Below are 18,225 nucleotides of genomic sequence, written 5' to 3'. Positions count from 1 at the left end.
ACGTCCTGAACGGCAAGGGTGGCCACAACATCCTGACCGGCGGCAAGGGCAACGACACCTTTGTCATCGAGAAGGGCCTCGGCACCAACATCATCACCGATTTCGAGGGCGCCGGCCGCGCCGGCGGCGACACGCTGATGCTGAAGGGGTACGGCAAGGGCGCGTCGATCTCGCACCAGGGCAACAATGTCTTCGCTATCCACGCGGCGGATGGCTCGGTGGACCATCTTACGCTGAAGGGCGTGACCGGTCTCATCGCCAGCGATTACATCTTCGGCTGAGCCAGCGGCGGCCGGCTGACCGCCGGCCCCGCCCCGTGCCCGATCTAGGTTCCCTTGCCGGGTTCCGCTTTCAGTGCCTCCGGCCCGGCGCGGCCGGGGGTTTCCGTTATTCTCGGCATCGGCCTCCGCCCGGGCCTCGCTGGAATAACAGAAGCGCAGCCGGGTCCGGTCATTCGCGCCAGGGGCGACGCTCCCATAGCGCCCTTGCCGCAGCGTCGTTCCGCATGACGAAAGCCTGGTACTCAGCGCCCGTGATCGGCCTGAGGGGCAGGTTCAGCTTGGCGGCTTCGGCCCTGAAGGCGTCGCTTGCCAGCGCGGCACCAATGGCGGCCGTTATCCGCTCGCGGATTGCGGCGGGAAGGCCTGGCGGCCCCACGATGCCGCGGGCGGAACCGCCGATCACCTCGAACCCCTGTTCCCGAAAGGTCGGCACGTCGGGCGTTCCCGCCCAGCGCTCCGTGCCGCCCTGAGCCAATGCCCGGGCGCGCCCTTCCTTCAGCAGCGCGACACCCTCTCCCATGTTCAGCGAGCCGATGGCAAGACTGCCGCCCAGCAGGTCGGTAATGATCGGCGGCGTACCATTATACGGAATGTGCGACAGTCGGATATCGGCGGCTGCCTCCAGCGCAAGGCCCAGGAGGTGATCGTCGGAGCCGACGCCCGCCGTGCCATAGGCCAGCTCGCCCGGGCGCTGCCGCGCCGCCTGGCGCAGATCGTCCAGGTTCCGCCACGGGGAGTCGGGGCGGACGAAGAACCCGCCGGGATCGTCCACCACGTTGGCGAGAAAGGTGAACTCCGCGATGCGGTATTGCGGCTGCCGCTCGATCGCGATGGTGTTGGCGGCCGGGGTGGTGATGGCACCCAGGGTGTAGCCGTCCGGCGCGGCGCGGAAGATGGCCTCGAAGCCAATTTGCCCTGCCGCACCGACACGGTTCTCCACCACGAAGCGCGCGCCGGGCAGGTGTGGCTGAACGTGTTGCAGCAGCACGCGCGTCATCACGTCCACCCCGCCGCCTGCCGGAAAGGGCACGATCACCATGATGGGCCGGTCGCCCGGCCAGTCGGCGGCGCGGGCCGGTGCTGCCAGCACCTGCGCCGCTGCGAGTCCGAGAGCCCCCAGCGCGAGGCGGCGGCTTGGCGAGAAGTCTTTCATGGCATTGTTCTCCGTGCTTCCTGTGCTCGCGCGCGGATGCGTCAGCCGGTCGCGGGGGCGCCCGAGAGCTCCGCGACCAGGACGCCCAGCGCCGCCGAATCAAGCCCGCCCCGGCCGCCATTGACCAGCGCCTCCAGCATCTGGGCCGCCATGGCGGTGGCCGGGGCAAACACGCCATGGTCGCGCGTGGCGGCCAGGGCCAGGCGCATGTCCTTTCGCATCAGCTCGGCGCGGAAGCCGGGCGCCAGCGTGCCGTCGATGATGCGCTTGGCGTGGTTCTCCAGCACGAAGGACCGTGCCGAGCCGCCCAGCAGTGCCTGCCGCATGGCTTCCGGCTCCAACCCCGCCTTCCGCCCCAGCGCCAGCGCCTCCGACACTGCCTGCAACGTCGCCGCCACGAGCAGCTGGTTGGCCGATTTGCACACCTGTCCCGCTCCCGCCGGACCCAGATGCGTCAGCTTCTGCCCCACCGCTTCCAGCACCGGGCGCGCGGCGGCGAAGGCGACCGCTTCGCCGCCCACCATGCAGGTCAGCGTGCCTTCGCGCGCGCCACCCGGCCCGCCGCTCACGGGGCTGTCCAGCAGCTGCGCCCCGCGCTCCGCCGCCAGACGCGCGGCGAAACCTGCCGCCGGGGCTGCCGAGATGGTGCTGAAATCAATCACAACCGCGCCGCGCTCGACTGTCTCCGCCACGCCTCCGGGGCCGAACAACACCGCCTCCACGTCGGGCGTGTCGGGCAGACAGAGCGCGATGCAGGCGGCGCCGCGCGCGGCCTCGGCCGGGCTGTCGCACCAGCGCGCACCCGCTTCCTCCAGCGCGACTGCCTTGGCCCGGCTGCGGTTGGCCACGGAAAGGCGGAAGCCCGCGCGCTGCAGGTTGGCCGCCATCGCGGCGCCCATGACGCCCAGGCCGATAAAGGCAACAGGCGCGGGAGGTTGGATCAGGTCAGGGGTCATCGGCGTCAGCCCTTGCTGAGGGAGGATCGGATATCGTCGAGCAGCCGGTCCATGGCCGCCTGGAAGCCGGGGCCGTCTGCATAGCCGTCGGCTTCGCCCAGCCGCTCCAGGAAGCGGGCCCAGGTCGGGGTCGCCATGCCACGCCGGAAGCTGTCGTGATAGAAGGCGACCATCTCGTCGGTCATGCCGGCGGGACCCACCCATCCCTTCTGGTTGTCGGCCACCACGTCAAAGCCCAGCTCGCGCAGCGTCGGCACGCTGGGCTGGGATGGCGCGCGCTCGGCCGAGGCCACGGCGATCGGCTTGATGTCTCCGGACGCGACCAGCCCGCCCAACTCGTCCGAGGCCTGCACGCCCAGATCGATGTCTCCGCTCAGCAGCGCCTGAGCCACGGGGCCGCCGCCGGTGTAGGGCACGTGCAGGAACTCGGCGCCCGCGCGCCGCTCCAGCATGATGAACAGCGAATGCGACAGCGTGCCGGCTCCGGCGGAGCCGTGGGTGATGCGGCCGGGCTCAGCCCGCGCTTCCTCCATCACCTGCCGCATGTCGCTGAAACGGCCGCGCTTGCCGCGCACGCAGATGAAGTGCGCGTGGCGCGTCAGGCGGATCACCGAACGGAAGGAGGATTTGGGATCATAGGGCACCTCGCGATGCGCCGGCAGGGAGGTGCTCTCGCTGCCGCCCGCCAGCAGCAGGGTCAGCCCGTCGGGGGCGGCGCGCGCCACGCCTTCCGCCGCCAGGGCGCCACCCGCGCCGGGACGGTTCACCACGATCATGGGCTGCGCGATAAAAGACGCTGCGGCCTCGGCGATGGTCCGAGCGATGACGTCGCTGCCGCCGCCCGGGGCGAAGCCGACCACGAGTTGCACCGGCCGCATGGGCCGCCAGCCGGCCGCTTGCTGCGCGCGCAGGATGCGCGGCGTGGCCAGGCCCAGGCCCAGGCCCAGGCCCAGAACACCGCCCAGCGCGGCGCGACGATGGATCGCTTTCATCGGATGCTGTTCCTCCCAGGGGAATTTCCGCCAGCGGTTGGTCCGCCGTGCAGGTTACGGACGGTGCGCCTCATCCCTCCAGCAGGTAAGGCGCACGGCAACGTTCGCAGATGCCGCGCACCAGCACGGCCAGCGTTTCGGGAATCGGAATGCCGATGCGCAGGCGCTGCTCGCGCTCCGCTTCTTCCGGATCGCCGGGCACCAGGACCGGGCGGCATGGATCGGCCGGGGCCGAGGCGCGCATCGCTGCCGCCATCGCCGCCACATCCTCCTCGAACCCGCCTTCGGGCCGCAGGGCCCGCGGGTCGAGGGCGAGAAAGAAATGCCCGATGTCGTCTGGCTCACCGTCCCGCGGCGGGCCGTCGCGCAACGGCGCGAATGCGGCGCCCGACAAGGTGGCCGACAGGATCTGCACCATCATGCCGAGCCCGTACCCCTTGTGTCCGCCCGTGATCTCGGCGCCGCCGAGCGGCGTGACGCCGCCACCGGGCCGACGAAAGATCACCTCCATCGCGGCTGTCGCATCGGTGACCGGCGTGCCGCGCTCATCCGTCACCCAGCCCGGCGGCACGGGTTTGCCGTTGAGCTCGTACACCTTGACCTTGTTGGCGGCCACGGTGCTGGTGGCCATGTCCAGCACAAAGGGCGGGCCGTCCGTCATGGGGGCGGCAAAGGCGATGGGGTTGCTTCCCAACATGGGCATCGCGCCGCGCGGCGGCACCATCAGCACCGTGCGGGCAGAGCTGGTGATCAGCGCCACCATGCCCCGCCTGGCGGCCAGGCGGGCGTAGTGGCCTGCGGCGCCGAAATGATGCGAATTGCGCACCGCCACGGCGCCCATGCCGCCCGCCCCTGCCTTGTCGCAGGCCAGATCCATCGCCGTCGCCGCCACCGGATGTCCCAGATTGGCACCGCCATCGACCAGCGCCAGCGACGGCAGGTCCACCAGGATGCGCGGCGCGGCCTGCAGGTCGATCCGGCCGTCCTGTCGCAGCCGCTCATACATCATCAGCATCGAGATGCCGTGACTGTCGACGCCCATGAGGTCCGTTTCCACCATCGCCTCCGCGGTGGGCAGCGCCAGCGTTTCCGGCATGCCCCACAGGCGGAGAATGGCCAGGATCTGTTGGCGGACTTGATCGGCGCTGACGAGCATGAAGTGGCTTTCCTGGGCGAAAGGTTGCGACGCGTCAGCGCGCGGAGGGCGCGCCGTGATCGAGCGTATCGAGCATGCGGTCGCGGCCGAGCATGATGTGCCGCTCCGCCGCCTCGCCCGCAGCCTCCGCATCATGCGCTTCGAGGGCCCGCAGCATTGCCTCGTGCTCGCGCAACGAGATATCGAGCTGCACCGGATGCAGCAGGGCGCGGCGCCGGAAGAGATGCAAGCCTTTCACCGCCTGGTCGTAGGCGCGTGCCATGGGTGGATTGCCGCTGGCCGCCATCAGCGCCGCATGGAAGTCGAGGTTGCGCGCGTAGTACTCGGTCGTCTGCCGCTTGCCGGCGGCATCGCACATGGCCTGGTTCACCTCCCGCAGATGCGCAACATCTTCGGACGGAGCGCGCCGCGCAGCCAAGCGGGCGGCGGCACGGAACAGCGCGGCTCGCATGTCGTAAAGATCCAGCGCGTCCTTCACCGAAACTTGCCGCACCAGCACGCCGCGATTGGGCACGACCTCCAGCAGCGAAAGCTGTTCCAGCCCGCGGACCGCCTCGCGAAGGGTGGCACGCGAAACCTGGAGACGGCGGGACAGGCTCAGCTCATTGAGCCGATCGCCGGGCATCACCTCTCCGCGCAGGATCATGTCCTCGATCTGACGCGCAATGGCGTCGATGCCACCCATGCGACGCTTAGACGAAGGGCAGGAGGAAGTGACACTGTCCATGACGCCGAAATTGTCGGCAATCCGCGATGAAGAGTCAACAATCGCTGGCTAGCCCGCCTGGCCACATGCCTGCCGCGCGCCCCTTCGCGGCAACGGGGGATGTTGTTTTGGACGAAAGTCTAAAAGCAGGGCTTCCGTAGCCACTGGCAAAACACCAACCTCTGGTTGTGTTGTTTGGTTTTGTTGGCCGGCCACGCAAAGTCCGCCGCCCCCGGCTCCATCCTCCCCTTTCCCCGCAAAACAACACCATGCGCCGTTCTGCTCGCCCTGCTTCACGTGCGTGTCTATCAATTAAGACGTTAAGATCCGAAAATGAGACTTCCCAAATGTGGAGAAACCCTTCACAAGATCACTACCCAAGGTTGAACACGAACGCCCCGGTGAAACCGATGACACAGTCCGCACCCGTCTCCACCCTCCACTCCGCCATCCTCCTCCTCCAGCACCTCGCCAACCTCGCCCAGCGCCACGGCGACCCCGCCGCTCACTCCATCCTCCAGGCCGCCGACTTCCTCCAGGACACCCTCGACACCTCCGAGGACCTCGACGATCCCGCCAGCCTCAACGCCCTCCTCGCCCAGCTCGCCCCCCTCGCGCACCACACCACCCCTCGCCCCGCCTGACCCGATCCCCCGCCCCCAAGGACCCAAGCCCATGCGCGCCCTCCTCGTCGAAGACGACCTCACCACCGCCCGCGGCATCGCCATGATGCTCAAGGCCGCCTCCATGATCACCGACACCGCCGCCACCGGCGAGGAAGCCCTCGAACTCGCCGCCCTCTACGACTACGACATCGTCGTCCTCGACATCATGCTGCCCGACATGGAAGGCTACGAAGTCGTCCGCCGCCTCCGCGGCAGCCGCGTCGAAACCCCGGTCCTCGTCCTGTCCGGCCTGTCCCGCCCCCAGGCCAAGGTCCGCGCCCTCGGCATGGGCGCCGACGACTTCATCACCAAGCCCTTCGACCAGCAGGAACTCGTCGCCCGCGTCCAGGCCATCATCCGCCGCGCCAAAGGCTTCTCCCAGCCCACCCTCGCCGTCGGACCCCTCTCCCTCAACCTCGGCTCCCGCGAAGTCCGCATCCACAACACCGAAATCCACCTCACCGGAAAGGAGTACGCCATCCTCGAACTCCTCACCCTCCGCAAAGGCCTCGTCCTCACCAAAGAAGTCTTCCTCAACCACCTCTACGGCGGCATCGACGAGCCCGAAGCCAAAATCATCGACGTCTTCATCTGCAAACTGCGCAAAAAACTCAGCCTCGCCGGCGCCGCCGACCTGATCGGAACCGTCTGGGGCCGCGGATACGTCCTCCGCGAACCAACCACCCACCCCATCCGCCACACCATCCCATCCAACAACAACACCAAATCCATCCACGCCTGAAAACACACTGCGGACCAACACCAAACGAGATCCCCGCCATGAACTCGCTTGAATTCACGCACGGCACCTACACGATCAAAACCTTTCAGCGTGACGGCATCTGCCGCGCCCGCGCCTTCCGCGACGGCGCTTGGCTGCGAGACGTCTCGGACTGGACCGGGGCAACCTTGGAAGACAGCCTACAGCGCATGCGCGACACGCTGGATGCGTTGGACAGCGGCGAAGACGAGGGGGAAGTGCTGCTCGGCGAGGCGCCTTTCTTGCGCGAGGCGTCCTAGCCACTCCACTCGGCTCCGCAGCCAACTTCCTTGCCCGGCAGATCGGGCGGGTGCTGTGCAAAATGCCGGCACCCATCGGCAACCCTGCGCACCGAACGGCGTCGCAGCACCCTATTGAAGGAGTGCTTCCCCCATTCCGGCGGACGAGCAGGCGCCACGATGGTGCGCCCCGGCGTGGGTCATTCCTGATGCTGTCCGCGCACCATGTGGACCCCGCCTTGCTGCGCGAGTTGCCGGCCGGCCTTCGGACGCAAGGACCATGGTCTGCTCAAGCCGTCGCGAATGGTCGCTTCCATCGCGATGAACGATAACGGCGAGACAATCCGGAACCGCGGGAGAAACCTCACGGCGGGCGTGGCGCGGACAGAGCACCGGCGCGCTGCCAGCTGAAAATGCTTCGCCAGTGGTGGACCGCCCTGCCCCCGGCGTGACGCCGTGCTCCCCGTCGGCTTCAGCTTCGCCGCGTGGAGCAGCAGCTGCTGCAGCAGGATGATGAGCTGGCTCATGCGTCCCGGCTCCGGCCCGGCAGCACCGTCCGACACGGCACCCCATTCTGCAGGGAGTGACCCTGGCAGTGCCAGGGCTGCGGACAGGGTCGCGTGGACGCCTGGTTAGGATCCCGACTGGTCACGCCCGCATTCCTCAAGCAATGCTGGGTTGCGCAGCTAAGGTTGAAGGGTCTTATGGCATTGCAGACCACGAGGCTCCGGGCCGATGGGCGACAACGACAACACCGCTAGTGACTCCCACATCAAACCATCAATGCTCGCCCTTATCGGAGGCGAAAGCCCGAATCCTCGGTGCCAGAAGGTTCCCTCGCGCCTCTGGAGCGCCGGTGCCGTGGATGAGAGGCAAACGGCGACGAAATCGCCATGTTGAGGGCCGCAGAAACCGTACCGCTGGCGTCATTCTCGACAGCCGAGTCGCTTTTGCGCCCGATTCGGGTGGGTTGCGCGGGGCTGTGCACGGTTTGGCCCACCTGACGGGCGGTGCGCAGATGCGGTTCCATACGTTCCTGGCAGGTCAATCCGCTTCTGTTGTCGGTTTTCGGAGGCGAAACCCCGAATCTTTCTGAAGCTTTCGGAGGCGAAACCCCGAACTCTGCCCCTCGCGATCCAGGCAGGGTTGTGCATGCTGAGGATTGGATCACCGTGGATGAAGCAGCGGCGCAAGCGATGGCACGCCAGGCAATGCAACGGCAGAAGGGTGCCCTTCCTCCTGAACAGGAGGCAAGGCCGGCCGCGGCGGGACGCACCCGCCGCGAACGAGACCTGACGCCCGACCTGTTCGACAGCCCGTTGCGCGGCAAGGTGCGCGGGCAGCGCAGCGTCATGGCCTATCCGTTTTTCCATCTGGGCAAGAGCGCCGCCTCACGCGAGGTGCTGCGCTACGACGATGGACAGGTGCGGATCGAGGTGGCGCCAGGGCCAGCGGGCATGGCGACCATCTACGACAAGGACCTGATCCTCTACATCGCCTCGCTGATGGCCGAGAAGCTCCGGCGCGGCGAGCTGCGCGCCGACGATCCGAAGCCCGACCGCGAGTTCACCTTCACGGCGCATGATTTCTTTCGCGTTGCCGGGCGCGACACCGCCGGCAAGGCCTATGACCGGCTGCTTCAGATGCTGCAGCGCCTGCAGGGGACACAGGTGCGCACAAACATCGAGATGGCGGGGGAAGGCACGGATGGCGTCTTTTCCTGGATCGACGCGGTCAACACCCGTTACCGCCGCAACGTGCGAAAGGAGAAGGAGCTGGTCAGCGTGTCCGTCACGCTGTGCGCTTGGCTTTATCGCGGCATCCTGAGCGACACCCGTCTGCTCAGCTTCGCAGATGGGTATTTCGACCTCGCGCCCCTGGAACGCCGGCTCTACGAAATCGCCAAGGCCGAGGATGTCGATGAGGCCGGCTGGTCGATCGGCATTGAGGATCTGCACGCCCGTGTCGGCACCCGTGGATTGCTTCGGCATTTCGGCCAGTTCCTCACGGAGCTGGAGCAGACGCAGCGTCTGATTGAGTTCGGCATCGCCTTGCACCGGCCGGCCGGCAGTGTCCAACGTCGCGGTCGACCCGGCTATGAGGGCATGGTGGTGACCTTCACCGCTCGTCCCCGACCCGCCCTGCCCCGTCACACGCCTGGGTCGATCCCCCTCGGGAATCAGGATCCGTCGATATCCAAGGAGAGCAAGGCCACAGCAGACGAAGGCTGAAAAAGCAAAGCCCCGCTTTGCCGAGCGGGGCTTGCTGAACATACCGAAGCGTCCGTGGACGTCTGGCGGAATGCCCTGAGCACTCATTCCTCTAGATAATCACCACGGTCTGGTCAAGCGCGGAACGGGATTCCGGCGCTGGCGAGAGCATGTGCCCGCTTCGGCCACCTATCACCGAAGGATTGGCGCCGTGGAACGTCCTGCGTTTCCGCCTGCGGGCCGTTGCGGCCTGCGCAAACTCACTCCCAATCACCTGATCGCTGCGAGGCTGGCGGAACAGGCACAAGGCCTGCCCCCAGGCGTGCGCCACCCGGTACAGCTTCTTGCGGCACTACGGCGTGCGGCGCCGTTCCTGGGCCAGCGCGGCCTGTTGCCTTTGATGGAGGCGCTGTTCCGCTGGACTCAGCCGCAGGATTGGGAGCCCGATGCCACACCGCTGGTCTGGCCGAGCAACGACACGCTGGCGGCCACGCTTGGCTGCAGCGAGCGGCATGTCAGCCGCCTGATCGCCGCCGCGGTGGAAGCGCGGCTGATCGCCGTGCGCGACGCGACAGACCGGCGCCGGCGTGGCTTGCGCCGCGATGGTCGCATCCAGTGGGCCACGGGGCTGGATCTCCGTCCCATGGCTGCTCTCTACACCCGGTTCCTCGACATCGCGGAAGCCGGGGAGACCGCTCGGCGACGCATGCGCGCGCTGCGGCGCGAAGCCTCGCGCGGGGTGCAGCGCCTGGGGCAACTCAGGATCCTGGCACGGGAACAGTCAATGGACGATGCGAGGTTCGACGGCTGGATGGCACAAGCCCACGCGCTGGCCGGTGCCATTCGCCAAGCGGAAGATCCCGACCCGGTGGAGCCGGCCGCGCAAGTGCTGCAGACCCTGATCGATCAGGCAACCGCGGCTCTGGAACAGGCTGTGGACAACGCGGATATGTCAGGCTTGGCCGACCGGAATGTCGTGTCCAAGGAAGCTACCAAAACACCCAAAGAACCCGAAGGGACTTTAGTAGCACCGGTGCCCCTGCCCCCTATCGCGGGTTCGGCGCAGTCCCAGGTGACCGCGGTGGAACTGGCTGCCCTCGCACCGCGCCTGGCGGCCTACCTCCCGCGGAGGCAATCCGGATGGCGGGAAACCTGCGACGCTGCCGAGGCATTGTGCCGCCAACTCGGCATCTCGTCATCGCTCTACGGGGAAGCCTGCGGCGTGCTGGGACGCCTGAAAGCCGCGGTCGCGGTTGGTCTGATTTCCACCAAACCGGACGGCTACTTCCGCACCGGAGATCCCGCGGCATATCTTCGAGGGATGCTTCGGCGGGCCCGAAGCGGACAGCTGCATCTGGGCCCCAGCATCCATGGGCTGCGGCAATCGGCTTTCAGGGCAGAGGCGCAGTTGACGGCCGTCAACCGGCACGGTCGGGACCACGATGCTTCCACGACACCGCCAAGGGTGCGATATTGTACGCCACATGCTGCTGAAGCCGTATTTGCGAGTGGAACCCATGGATAGCCTTGCCGGAAACCGCAGATCGGTCGCGGACATCGACACCATCATCAGCGCCCAGGCACAAGAATTATCGGAAAAGTTGCAGGCTCATCGGCTGGAGCTTTTTCCGCCGGCTGCTCAGAAGCCGCTCCGATCATTCCAGGCAGCCGAAGTCGCCAAGTTGCTTGGAGTCAAAAGCGGGTATCTCCGCAACCTGTCCTTGGAAGGAAAGGGGCCAACACCCAGCGTCACCGGCAGTGGCCGGCGATCCTACACGGCAACCCAGATCCAGGAGCTACGGGCCTACCTAGAGGAGACGGGACGGGCCAGCCGCCGCTACGTGCCGCATCGACGTGGGCGGGAGCACATCCAGGTCGTTGCCGTGGTCAACTTCAAGGGCGGATCCGGCAAAACCACGACCACGGCGCATTTGGCCCAGCACCTCGCACTGACCGGTCACAGGGTTCTGGCGGTGGATCTGGACCCTCAGGCCAGCCTCTCGGCCCTGCATGGCTTCCAGCCCGAATTCGATCTTGGCCCGAACGAAACGCTCTACGCGGCCCTGCGCTACGATGACGAAGCGCAGCCTCTCCGCTCGGTGATCCGGCGCACCAATTTTCCTGGCCTCGACGTTGTTCCCGCCAATATCGAGCTGATGGAGTTCGAGTACGACACGCCGCGAGTGCTGGCGACCGCCGACGGAGGCACGACGGGGCAGGATTTCTTTGCCCGTCTCGACAAGGCGTTGGGTACCGTTGCCGATGACTACGATGTTGTGGTCATCGACTGTCCGCCCCAGCTCGGCTACCTGACCATGGCGGCCCTGTGCAGCGCGACCGCTGTGCTGATCCCGGTGCATCCGCAGATGCTGGATGTCATGTCCATGTGCCAGTTCCTGCTGATGCTGGGCGACGTGCTTGGGCACCTGAAGAATGCCGGGGGGAACCTCCGCTACGATTGGCTGCGCTATCTCATCACCCGCTACGAACCGAGCGATGGTCCGCAAACCCAGATGGTCGGTTTCATGCGGTCGCTCTTCGGTCAGCATGTGCTAACCCACCCCATGCTCAAGAGCGTGGCGGTTTCAGATGCCGGGATTACCAAGCAGACCCTCTATGAGGTCGAGCGACGCCTGTTCACGCCTGCGACCTACGATCGGGCCATGGAATGCCTCGATGCGGTCAATGGCGAGATCGAGGCGCTGATTCACAATGCCTGGGGAAGAGGCTGATGGCCCGGAAGAACCTGCTTGCCGGCTTGACCGGCCCGAAGTTGACGGCCGTCAACAACGAGGCCCAGACGGTGCCTTCAGGCGGCCGCTCCGGCTTCCCCTTCAGTGGCCGCGGCGCTGTCGGTGCGGTCACGCGCAGCATCGACGATCTGGCCGCCAAGGCACAGGCTGCGCGGGAGTTGGAGGCTAAGCTGACCTCGGGCCAAGTCATCGTCGAGCTTGATCCAGCCAGCATCGACGCATCCTTCGTCGCGGACCGCATGGCTCAGGACGATGAAGAGTATGACGCGCTGCGTGACAGCATTGCCAAGGGTGGTCAGGATTCCCCGATCCTGGTCAGGCCACACCCGCAGGTGGAGGGCCGCTACCAGGTCGCGTTCGGGCACCGTCGCCTTCGCGCTGCGCTTGATCTGCGACAGCCCGTCCGGGCCGTGGTGCGCACTTTGTCGGACCGCGAACTGGTCCTGGCACAAGGGCAGGAGAACAGCGCGAGGGCAAACCTGTCGTTTATCGAGCGTGCGCGCTTCGCCCATCGGCTGGAGGAGGGGGGATACGACCGCGAGACCATTATGCAGGCGCTGAGCGCCGACAAGACCACCGTATCCCGGCTGATCACCGTGGTGCAGCGTATTCCATCCGAAGTGATCGATGCCATTGGTCCAGCGCCAGCCACCGGACGCGATCGCTGGGTGGAGCTGGCATCGGCTTTCCAGAATGACGGTGCGCCATCCGATTGGCAGGATCGCCTGGCGACAGGCGTGCTGCGGGATGCACCTTCCGATGAACGCTTCCTCCAGGTCATGGCCTGGTTCGATCAGGCGGATGCATTACCCTCTGCTCGACCAGCACAGGACCCACGGACCGAGGCCCGGCGAGATCCGTCAGCTGCCTGGATCCACTCCAGCGGCGCGCCTGTGCTGCAGATCAGGAAGGCGGCAAGAACAACGCTGCTGTCGATCGACAACCGGGTCGCGCCCGGTTTCGATGCCTTCCTGGTGGAGCAGATGGAGGAACTGTTTTCCAGCTTTCTACGCGAGCACAGCTCCAGAGACGGCAAATCCCGGTCGCGGAGACGTCTGAGGGCAGGTCAAACCGACAGCTGACCCCTTTGCCCTCCCTCGTGATAATCCCCCCTTACCGGATGGCACGGGTGTGCCTTCGGTTTGCTTGCCTTGATGAGGCTGATGCTGTGTAGCCATGCCGGCGGACCACCTCATCCGGATCGTCTTCCGTGGCTTCCTGCAGGGTGGAAGATCCACTGCCGCAAGATCATGCGGCGGTAACTCCCACGAGCTCGACAGCCTGTCTGTTGTGCAAGGGCTGGCGATATGGCTGGGATGCACCCCAGGTGCAGGGAACTCGCATCGCGGTGTCCGGCCTTTCCGATCTGAAGGTTCAGCGACAGTGAGCCCGCTGTCAGTGAGCCAGGGTGCAGGCGGTACGGAATAGCGGCGGACGGCCGCAGCGCGGCGACCGGCATCTTCGCGGACCTTGCTTTGTGCAGTGCTTTTCCGAAACGAGATGCTACGGTTTGTCGGTGAACGGCGCAGAAAGCGCCGAAGGAGGGACATCTGATGCTTCAGCGTCTGGGATCTATCGCTGCCGCCGGCCTGCTCGCTCTTGGCGCCGCCGTGCCGGCCGTAGCGCAACAGCCCGAGCCGCCGGCCTGGGCACAAGGTCGCACCGGCGCGCAGGCCAACAGCCCGCTGGCGCCTCACGCCCCGCGGCTGACCGCGACGCCGGTGGAGCGTATCCCGGTGAACAACATCCGGTTGCCTGAAGGCTTCCGCGCCGAACTCTGGGCCAGCGGAATGCCGGGCGCCCGGATGATGACGCGTGGAGAGGACGGGACGATCTATGTCGGCACCCGGACCATTGGTCGCGTCTACGCAGTCAAGGATGAGGGCGGCACCCGGCGTTCCCGCATCCTGGCGCAGCGGCTCGCGCAGCCCAATGGCCTCGCGGTACGCGACGGTGCTCTTTACGTGGTCGCGCTGCACCAAGTGCTGCGCTTCGACAACATCGCCACCACGGAAGAACCGAAGCCGGTCGACCTCACCGCGGCCTTCAACCTGCCCACGGAGGCGCATCACGGTTGGAAGTTCGCGGCCTTCGGTCCTGACGGCAAGCTGTACATGAATATCGGGGCGCCCTGTAACGTGTGCGAGGTCGATGAAAGCCGCCACGCGGTCATCCTGCGCTTCAACCCCGATGGGACGGGGAGAGAGGTGGTGGCTCGCGGCATCCGCAACTCCGTCGGCTTCGACTGGCGTCCGGGCAGCGGAACGCTCTACGCCAGCAACAATGGCCGTGACTGGGCCGGCAACGACTCGCCGCAGGATACGCTGCACCGTCTGGACCGCATGGGCGAACATCATGGCTTCCCCTATTGTTCCGGCGATGCCTGGCAGGATCCCGGCCACAAGGGCCGGCAATGCTCCGAGTTTCCGCGACCGGTGGCTCTGCTCGGCCCGCATACCGCGCCGCTCGGCATGCGCTTCTATGACGGCACGATGTTTCCGGAAGCCTATCGCGGCCGCGCCTTTATCGCCCGCCACGGCTCCTGGAACCGCGACAGCAAGACCGGCTTCGACGTGGTGACCGTCCGTCTCAACGAGGATGGCAGCACCGGCACCATGGAACCTTTCATGACGGGGCTGCTGGACGAAGCCGCCGGTACTTTCACCGGACGGCCAACCGATGTGCTGGTCATGCCGGACGGCGCGCTGCTCGTGTCGGACGAGGATAACGGCGCCATCTACCGTGTGTCCTACGCCCGGTGAGAGCAGGAATGCGTCGTCTGTGGCTGGCCTGTGCCCTGCTGAGCGGGTGGGCGCTGCCGGCCGCCGGGCAAACGCCGGCCGAGCGTGGCGCCGCTCTGGCGGAGGCACGGAGTTGCGGCGCATGCCATGGGGAGAGGGGGGTGTCCGCGACGCCGGAGATCCCCTCGCTGGCCGGGCAGCAGGCGGGGTTCATCACCTTGCAGCTGGTGCTGTTTCGCGAAGGGTTGCGGGACGTCCCCGCCATGGCCGCGCCGGTGGAAGGACTGAGCGACGGCGAGCTTGAGGACCTCGCGGCGTACTTCGCGGCGCTGCCCCATGCAGCCGCTCCGGACAGGGCGCGGCGGCGCGTGGCTGCGTACAATAATGGCGCCGCCCTGGTGGCGCGGCTTCGCTGCGGCACCTGCCACCTGCCGAGCCTAGCCGGCCAGAACCAGGTGCCGCACATCGCCGGCCAGCGGGAGGACTTCCTGGCCGCGACCCTGCGTGCCTACCGCGAGGACCGGCGGCAGGGCAGCGACACCCAGATGAACGGGGTGATGCGGGGCGTGCGGGACTCGGAGATTGACGCCATCGCGCATTACCTGTCGCAGCGCTGAGCATATCCCGCGCTGCCGCGGATGAGGCAGCCTGCCGCCCGGCACCATCGCACAGCCACGCCGTGAAGGCCGGGATGGCGGGCCGGTGGTGCCGGGCGCTGCGCGCCCGTCACTCCATCCTGGCGCCGGAGATCTCCACCATTTCCCTCCACATCGGCCGCTCCCGGTCCATCCTCGCGCGGGCCTGGGCCGGCGTGGTGCTGAGCGCCTGTCCTCCGGCGGTGAGGAAGCGCTGGCGCACCGTTTCATTCGCGGCAACCTCCCTCACCGCAGTGGCAAGCCGCTGCTGGATGCCGTCCGGCAAACCTGCGGGACCGATCAGGGCCGACCACGCCGTGACCACGAAATCCGGCACGCCGGCCTCCGCAAGGGTGGGGATGTCGGGCATGGTCGGCCAGCGTGCGGCAGTTGTCATGCCCAGCGCCGTCATCTGCCCCTGCTGGATGATCCCGGCATAGGAGGCCAGGTTGTCGATCGCGAAATCCACGTCGCCCGCCAGCATGGCCGGGATCACCTGCGCGGCGCTGCGGAACGGAATGTGGGTGCACGGGATGCCGGCGCGCTTGAACAGGAGCTCCGAGCAGAGATGCGCCGAGGTGCCGACGCCGGAGGTTCCATACACCACGCCGCCGGGCTTCCGCCTTCCCCATTGAATGAACTCTTCCATGGTCCGGGCGGGCACGAACTTCCCGGACACCACGGCAACGTTGGGCACTTCCCAGGTCAGCGACACGGCCGTCAGATCACGCACCGGATCGTAGGGCATGTCACGGTACAGGAACGGGTTGATAACGAAATTCCCCACCGGCGCCGTGCCCAGAACGTAGCCATCGGGCGCAGATTTCGCTACGGCATCCACACCGATATTGCCGCCCGCGCCCGACCGGTTCTCCACAACAACAGGCTGGCCCAGCCGTTCCCGGAGTCCATCCGCCAGGATGCGCGTCAGGACATCCGTGGCGCCGCCCGCCGGATAAGGGCAGATGAGGCGGATGGGACGATTGGGATAGGCGGCCTGGGCGCTGCTCGCGCGGGACAGCATGGCGGCACTGGCGGAGCCGAGCAGCAGGCGACGGGAAACCATGGGTAAGTCCTCACCTTGTTGAAGCGACCTTGGTCAAGCAAGGTAAGCGTCCCATGGATGGGCGCCGCTGGGCAGGTGCAGCTACATCACCGGCGACAGATTGCCATCCACGTTGATGGCGGTCCCGGTGACATAGCCGGCAGCCTCGGAGGCCAGAAAGCACGCGGTGTTGGCGAATTCCTCCGCCTTGCCCACCCGGCCCATGGGGACGCCCTTGCCCATTTCCGCCAGAAAGTCGTCATAGGACTGCCCGGACTGCTGCTGGGCATGGCGGCGGACCCACTGGTCGCTCTCGATCAGCCCCACATGCAGCGCGTTCACCAGGATGTTGTGGGGCGCGCCTTCGCCGGCCAGGATCTTGGTCAGCGCCATGCCCGCCGCCCGGGACACGGCAGTCGGGGCGCTGCCGGGTTTCGGCGCCTTGGCGCCGATGTTCAGCACGTTGATGATCCGGCCCCAACGGCGCTCCACCATCTGCGGCCAAGCCAGCCGGGACAGGCGGATGGCGGCGAAGAGCTTCAGGTCCAGATCGGCCTGCCACACCTCGTCCGTGATGGCGGTGAAAGGTCCTGTCCGCGAGGTGCCGGCATTGTTCACCAGGATGTCCACACGGCCGAGCCCCGCCATCACCGCCGCATGCGCCCGCTCCACCTCCGCGGCGCTGGACACATCGCAGGGAACGGTGAGGATGCGGCCCCGCGCGGTCACCGCGACGGCCTGCCGTGCTTCCTCCAGCACCTCGGCCCGGCGGGCCAGCAGCGCGACATCCGCGCCACTGGCGGCCATGCGCGTGGCGATGGCCAGGCCTAAACCCTTGCTGCCGCCCGTGATCACGGCGACACGGCCATCCAGGTTGATTTCCATCTTGCTCTCCTGCTTCTCGCGTCGAGGGTGTCGCTGCGGCGGGCAGCCCTATTCCAGCTTCGTGCCAGTGATGCGGACAATCTCGCCCCAGCGATCGTAGTCATCCCGCACCACCTTGGCGAAAGCTTCCGGCCCCGCAGGATCCACCACCGCGCCCATGTCGGCGATGGCCTTGCGGAAAGCGGCATCCTCCAGGATCTGCGCCGCCTCGGTGTGCAGGCGCTGAACAATCGGCGCCGGCAGGCCGGCCGGAGCCAGCATTCCCAGCCAAGCGCCGCCCTGCACGCCGGGCAGCCCGCCTTCGGCGGTGGTCGGCACATCCGGCAGGTTCGCCACCCGCTGCTTGGTGCCGACGGCGATGGGCCGCACCCGGCCATCCTGCGCGAAGGGCAGGGTGCCGATCATGGTATCGAAGGTGAGGTCCACCCGACCTGCCACGATGTCCGTCAGGGATTGCGCGGTGCCGCGATACGGCACGTGTGTCATCTGCACGCCGGCCTCCTTCAGCAGCATGGCCATCAGCAGCTGCGAGGTGGTCCCGTTGCCCGTGGTGGCGTAGCTGACCGCACCCGGCTGCGTCCGCGCCTTGGCGACGATGTCGCCCAGGCTATTGAAGCCCGTGTGCTTTCCCGCGACCAGCAGATAGGGCAGCTGCACCAGCTGCTGGATCGGCGTGAAATCCCGCCGCGGATCATAGGCAAGGTCGGGATAGATGTGCGGGTTGATCGCCTGCGGGGCGGATGCGCCGATGGTGAGGGTGTAGCCATCCGGGGCCGCGCGGGCGACGGCCGTGGCGCCGATGGACCCGCCCTGGCCACTGCGGTTCTCGATGATGAAGCGCTGCCCCAGCCTTTGCGACAGCCGGTCGGCGAGCAGGCGGCCGACGCTGTCGGTCGCGGTGCCGGGTGGAAAGCCGATGATGATGGTCACGGGCCGCTGGGGCCAAGTGTCGGCACGGACCGCGCCGGTGCGCGACAACAATGTGGCGATCAGGGCCGTGCCCGCCGTGGCCAGGCCGCGGCGGCGGAACATGTGCTGCATGGACGCT

The 18,225-nt window shown here is 67.2% G+C and carries 18 protein-coding genes and 1 pseudogene; 9 read left to right on the top strand and 10 right to left on the bottom strand.

Going from position 1 to position 18,225, the window contains the following annotated elements; genetic code table 11:
* Window positions 1-281 (top strand): annotated as a pseudogene (locus ACFOD4_RS20070) (hypothetical protein); the annotation flags it as partial.
* 169 nt (window positions 282-450) lie between these two features.
* On the opposite strand, the gene ACFOD4_RS20065 reads toward ACFOD4_RS20070, so the two are convergent.
* From ACFOD4_RS20065 to ACFOD4_RS20040, 6 genes are all read right to left on the bottom strand, one after another.
* Window positions 451-1,434, bottom strand: coding sequence for a tripartite tricarboxylate transporter substrate binding protein (locus ACFOD4_RS20065; RefSeq protein WP_379599366.1), 984 nt, complete (start codon window positions 1,432-1,434; stop codon window positions 451-453).
* 41 nt (window positions 1,435-1,475) lie between these two features.
* A complete protein-coding gene (locus ACFOD4_RS20060) occupies window positions 1,476-2,390 on the bottom strand; it encodes an NAD(P)-dependent oxidoreductase (protein WP_379599364.1) in 915 nt (304 codons plus the stop codon).
* 5 nt (window positions 2,391-2,395) lie between these two features.
* Entirely contained in the window at window positions 2,396-3,382 is a 987-nt protein-coding gene (locus ACFOD4_RS20055) for a tripartite tricarboxylate transporter substrate binding protein (protein ID WP_379599363.1), read from the bottom strand.
* 70 nt (window positions 3,383-3,452) lie between these two features.
* The gene (locus ACFOD4_RS20050; protein ID WP_379599361.1) at window positions 3,453-4,538 is read right to left on the bottom strand and encodes an Ldh family oxidoreductase; all 1,086 of its coding nucleotides are present in this window, start codon (window positions 4,536-4,538) and stop codon (window positions 3,453-3,455) included.
* Between the two features lie 34 nt (window positions 4,539-4,572).
* Entirely contained in the window at window positions 4,573-5,223 is a 651-nt protein-coding gene (locus tag ACFOD4_RS20045; RefSeq protein ID WP_379599359.1) for a GntR family transcriptional regulator, read from the bottom strand.
* A 383-nt stretch (window positions 5,224-5,606) separates the two neighbouring features.
* On the bottom strand, window positions 5,607-5,921 hold the full coding sequence (locus tag ACFOD4_RS20040; RefSeq protein WP_379599357.1) for a hypothetical protein: 315 nt from the start codon (window positions 5,919-5,921) through the stop codon (window positions 5,607-5,609).
* Between ACFOD4_RS20040 and ctrA the strand changes: the two genes are divergently transcribed.
* A complete protein-coding gene (gene ctrA / locus ACFOD4_RS20035; RefSeq protein WP_379599355.1) occupies window positions 5,920-6,651 on the top strand; it encodes a response regulator transcription factor CtrA in 732 nt (243 codons plus the stop codon). The genes ACFOD4_RS20040 and ctrA overlap by 2 nt on opposite strands.
* 38 nt (window positions 6,652-6,689) lie before the next feature.
* Window positions 6,690-6,929 carry a hypothetical protein gene (locus tag ACFOD4_RS20030; RefSeq protein WP_379599353.1) on the top strand — a complete coding sequence of 80 codons (240 nt, stop codon included), beginning with the start codon at window positions 6,690-6,692 and terminating at the stop codon, window positions 6,927-6,929.
* Between the two features lie 179 nt (window positions 6,930-7,108).
* Here ACFOD4_RS20030 and ACFOD4_RS20025 read toward each other — a convergent pair whose 3' ends face one another.
* A complete protein-coding gene (locus ACFOD4_RS20025; protein WP_379599351.1) occupies window positions 7,109-7,435 on the bottom strand; it encodes a hypothetical protein in 327 nt (108 codons plus the stop codon).
* 645 nt (window positions 7,436-8,080) lie between these two features.
* On the opposite strand from ACFOD4_RS20025, the gene ACFOD4_RS20020 reads away from it, so the two are divergent.
* The 6 genes from ACFOD4_RS20020 to ACFOD4_RS19995 all read left to right on the top strand — a co-directional run bounded on the left by ACFOD4_RS20020 (window position 8,081) and on the right by ACFOD4_RS19995 (window position 15,229).
* Window positions 8,081-9,139: a replication initiator protein A gene (locus tag ACFOD4_RS20020; RefSeq protein WP_379599349.1), complete on the top strand. Its 1,059-nt coding sequence runs from the start codon at window positions 8,081-8,083 to the stop codon at window positions 9,137-9,139.
* A gap of 190 nt (window positions 9,140-9,329) precedes the next feature.
* Window positions 9,330-10,643 carry a plasmid replication protein RepC gene (repC, locus tag ACFOD4_RS20015; RefSeq protein WP_379599347.1) on the top strand — a complete coding sequence of 438 codons (1,314 nt, stop codon included), beginning with the start codon at window positions 9,330-9,332 and terminating at the stop codon, window positions 10,641-10,643.
* Window positions 10,636-11,850, top strand: a complete 1,215-nt coding sequence (gene repA / locus ACFOD4_RS20010; RefSeq protein ID WP_379599345.1) for a plasmid partitioning protein RepA — start codon at window positions 10,636-10,638, stop codon at window positions 11,848-11,850. Before repC ends, repA begins: the two co-directional genes overlap by 8 nt.
* Complete coding sequence (gene repB / locus ACFOD4_RS20005) at window positions 11,850-12,953, top strand: plasmid partitioning protein RepB (protein ID WP_379599343.1); 1,104 nt, start codon at window positions 11,850-11,852, stop codon at window positions 12,951-12,953. The genes repA and repB overlap by 1 nt, the downstream gene beginning before the upstream one ends.
* A gap of 471 nt (window positions 12,954-13,424) precedes the next feature.
* Window positions 13,425-14,633 carry a PQQ-dependent sugar dehydrogenase gene (locus ACFOD4_RS20000; protein WP_379599341.1) on the top strand — a complete coding sequence of 403 codons (1,209 nt, stop codon included), beginning with the start codon at window positions 13,425-13,427 and terminating at the stop codon, window positions 14,631-14,633.
* Window positions 14,634-14,641: 8 nt separating this feature from the next.
* On the top strand, window positions 14,642-15,229 hold the full coding sequence (locus tag ACFOD4_RS19995; protein WP_379599339.1) for a c-type cytochrome: 588 nt from the start codon (window positions 14,642-14,644) through the stop codon (window positions 15,227-15,229).
* A gap of 109 nt (window positions 15,230-15,338) precedes the next feature.
* Here the strand turns inward: ACFOD4_RS19995 and ACFOD4_RS19990 are convergent, their stop codons facing one another.
* The 3 genes from ACFOD4_RS19990 to ACFOD4_RS19980 form a co-directional block, all read right to left on the bottom strand.
* Entirely contained in the window at window positions 15,339-16,313 is a 975-nt protein-coding gene (locus ACFOD4_RS19990) for a Bug family tripartite tricarboxylate transporter substrate binding protein (RefSeq protein WP_379599337.1), read from the bottom strand.
* Window positions 16,314-16,394: 81 nt separating this feature from the next.
* Complete coding sequence (locus ACFOD4_RS19985) at window positions 16,395-17,177, bottom strand: SDR family oxidoreductase (RefSeq protein WP_379599335.1); 783 nt, start codon at window positions 17,175-17,177, stop codon at window positions 16,395-16,397.
* Between the two features lie 48 nt (window positions 17,178-17,225).
* Window positions 17,226-18,218: a Bug family tripartite tricarboxylate transporter substrate binding protein gene (locus ACFOD4_RS19980; RefSeq protein WP_379599333.1), complete on the bottom strand. Its 993-nt coding sequence runs from the start codon at window positions 18,216-18,218 to the stop codon at window positions 17,226-17,228.
* Between the last annotated feature and the right edge of the window lie 7 nt (window positions 18,219-18,225).

The sequence above is a fragment of the Teichococcus globiformis genome, assembly GCF_042646265.1.
Lineage (GTDB): Bacteria > Pseudomonadota > Alphaproteobacteria > Acetobacterales > Acetobacteraceae > Pseudoroseomonas > Pseudoroseomonas globiformis.
This window is presented reverse-complemented; position numbering and strand designations above follow the sequence as displayed.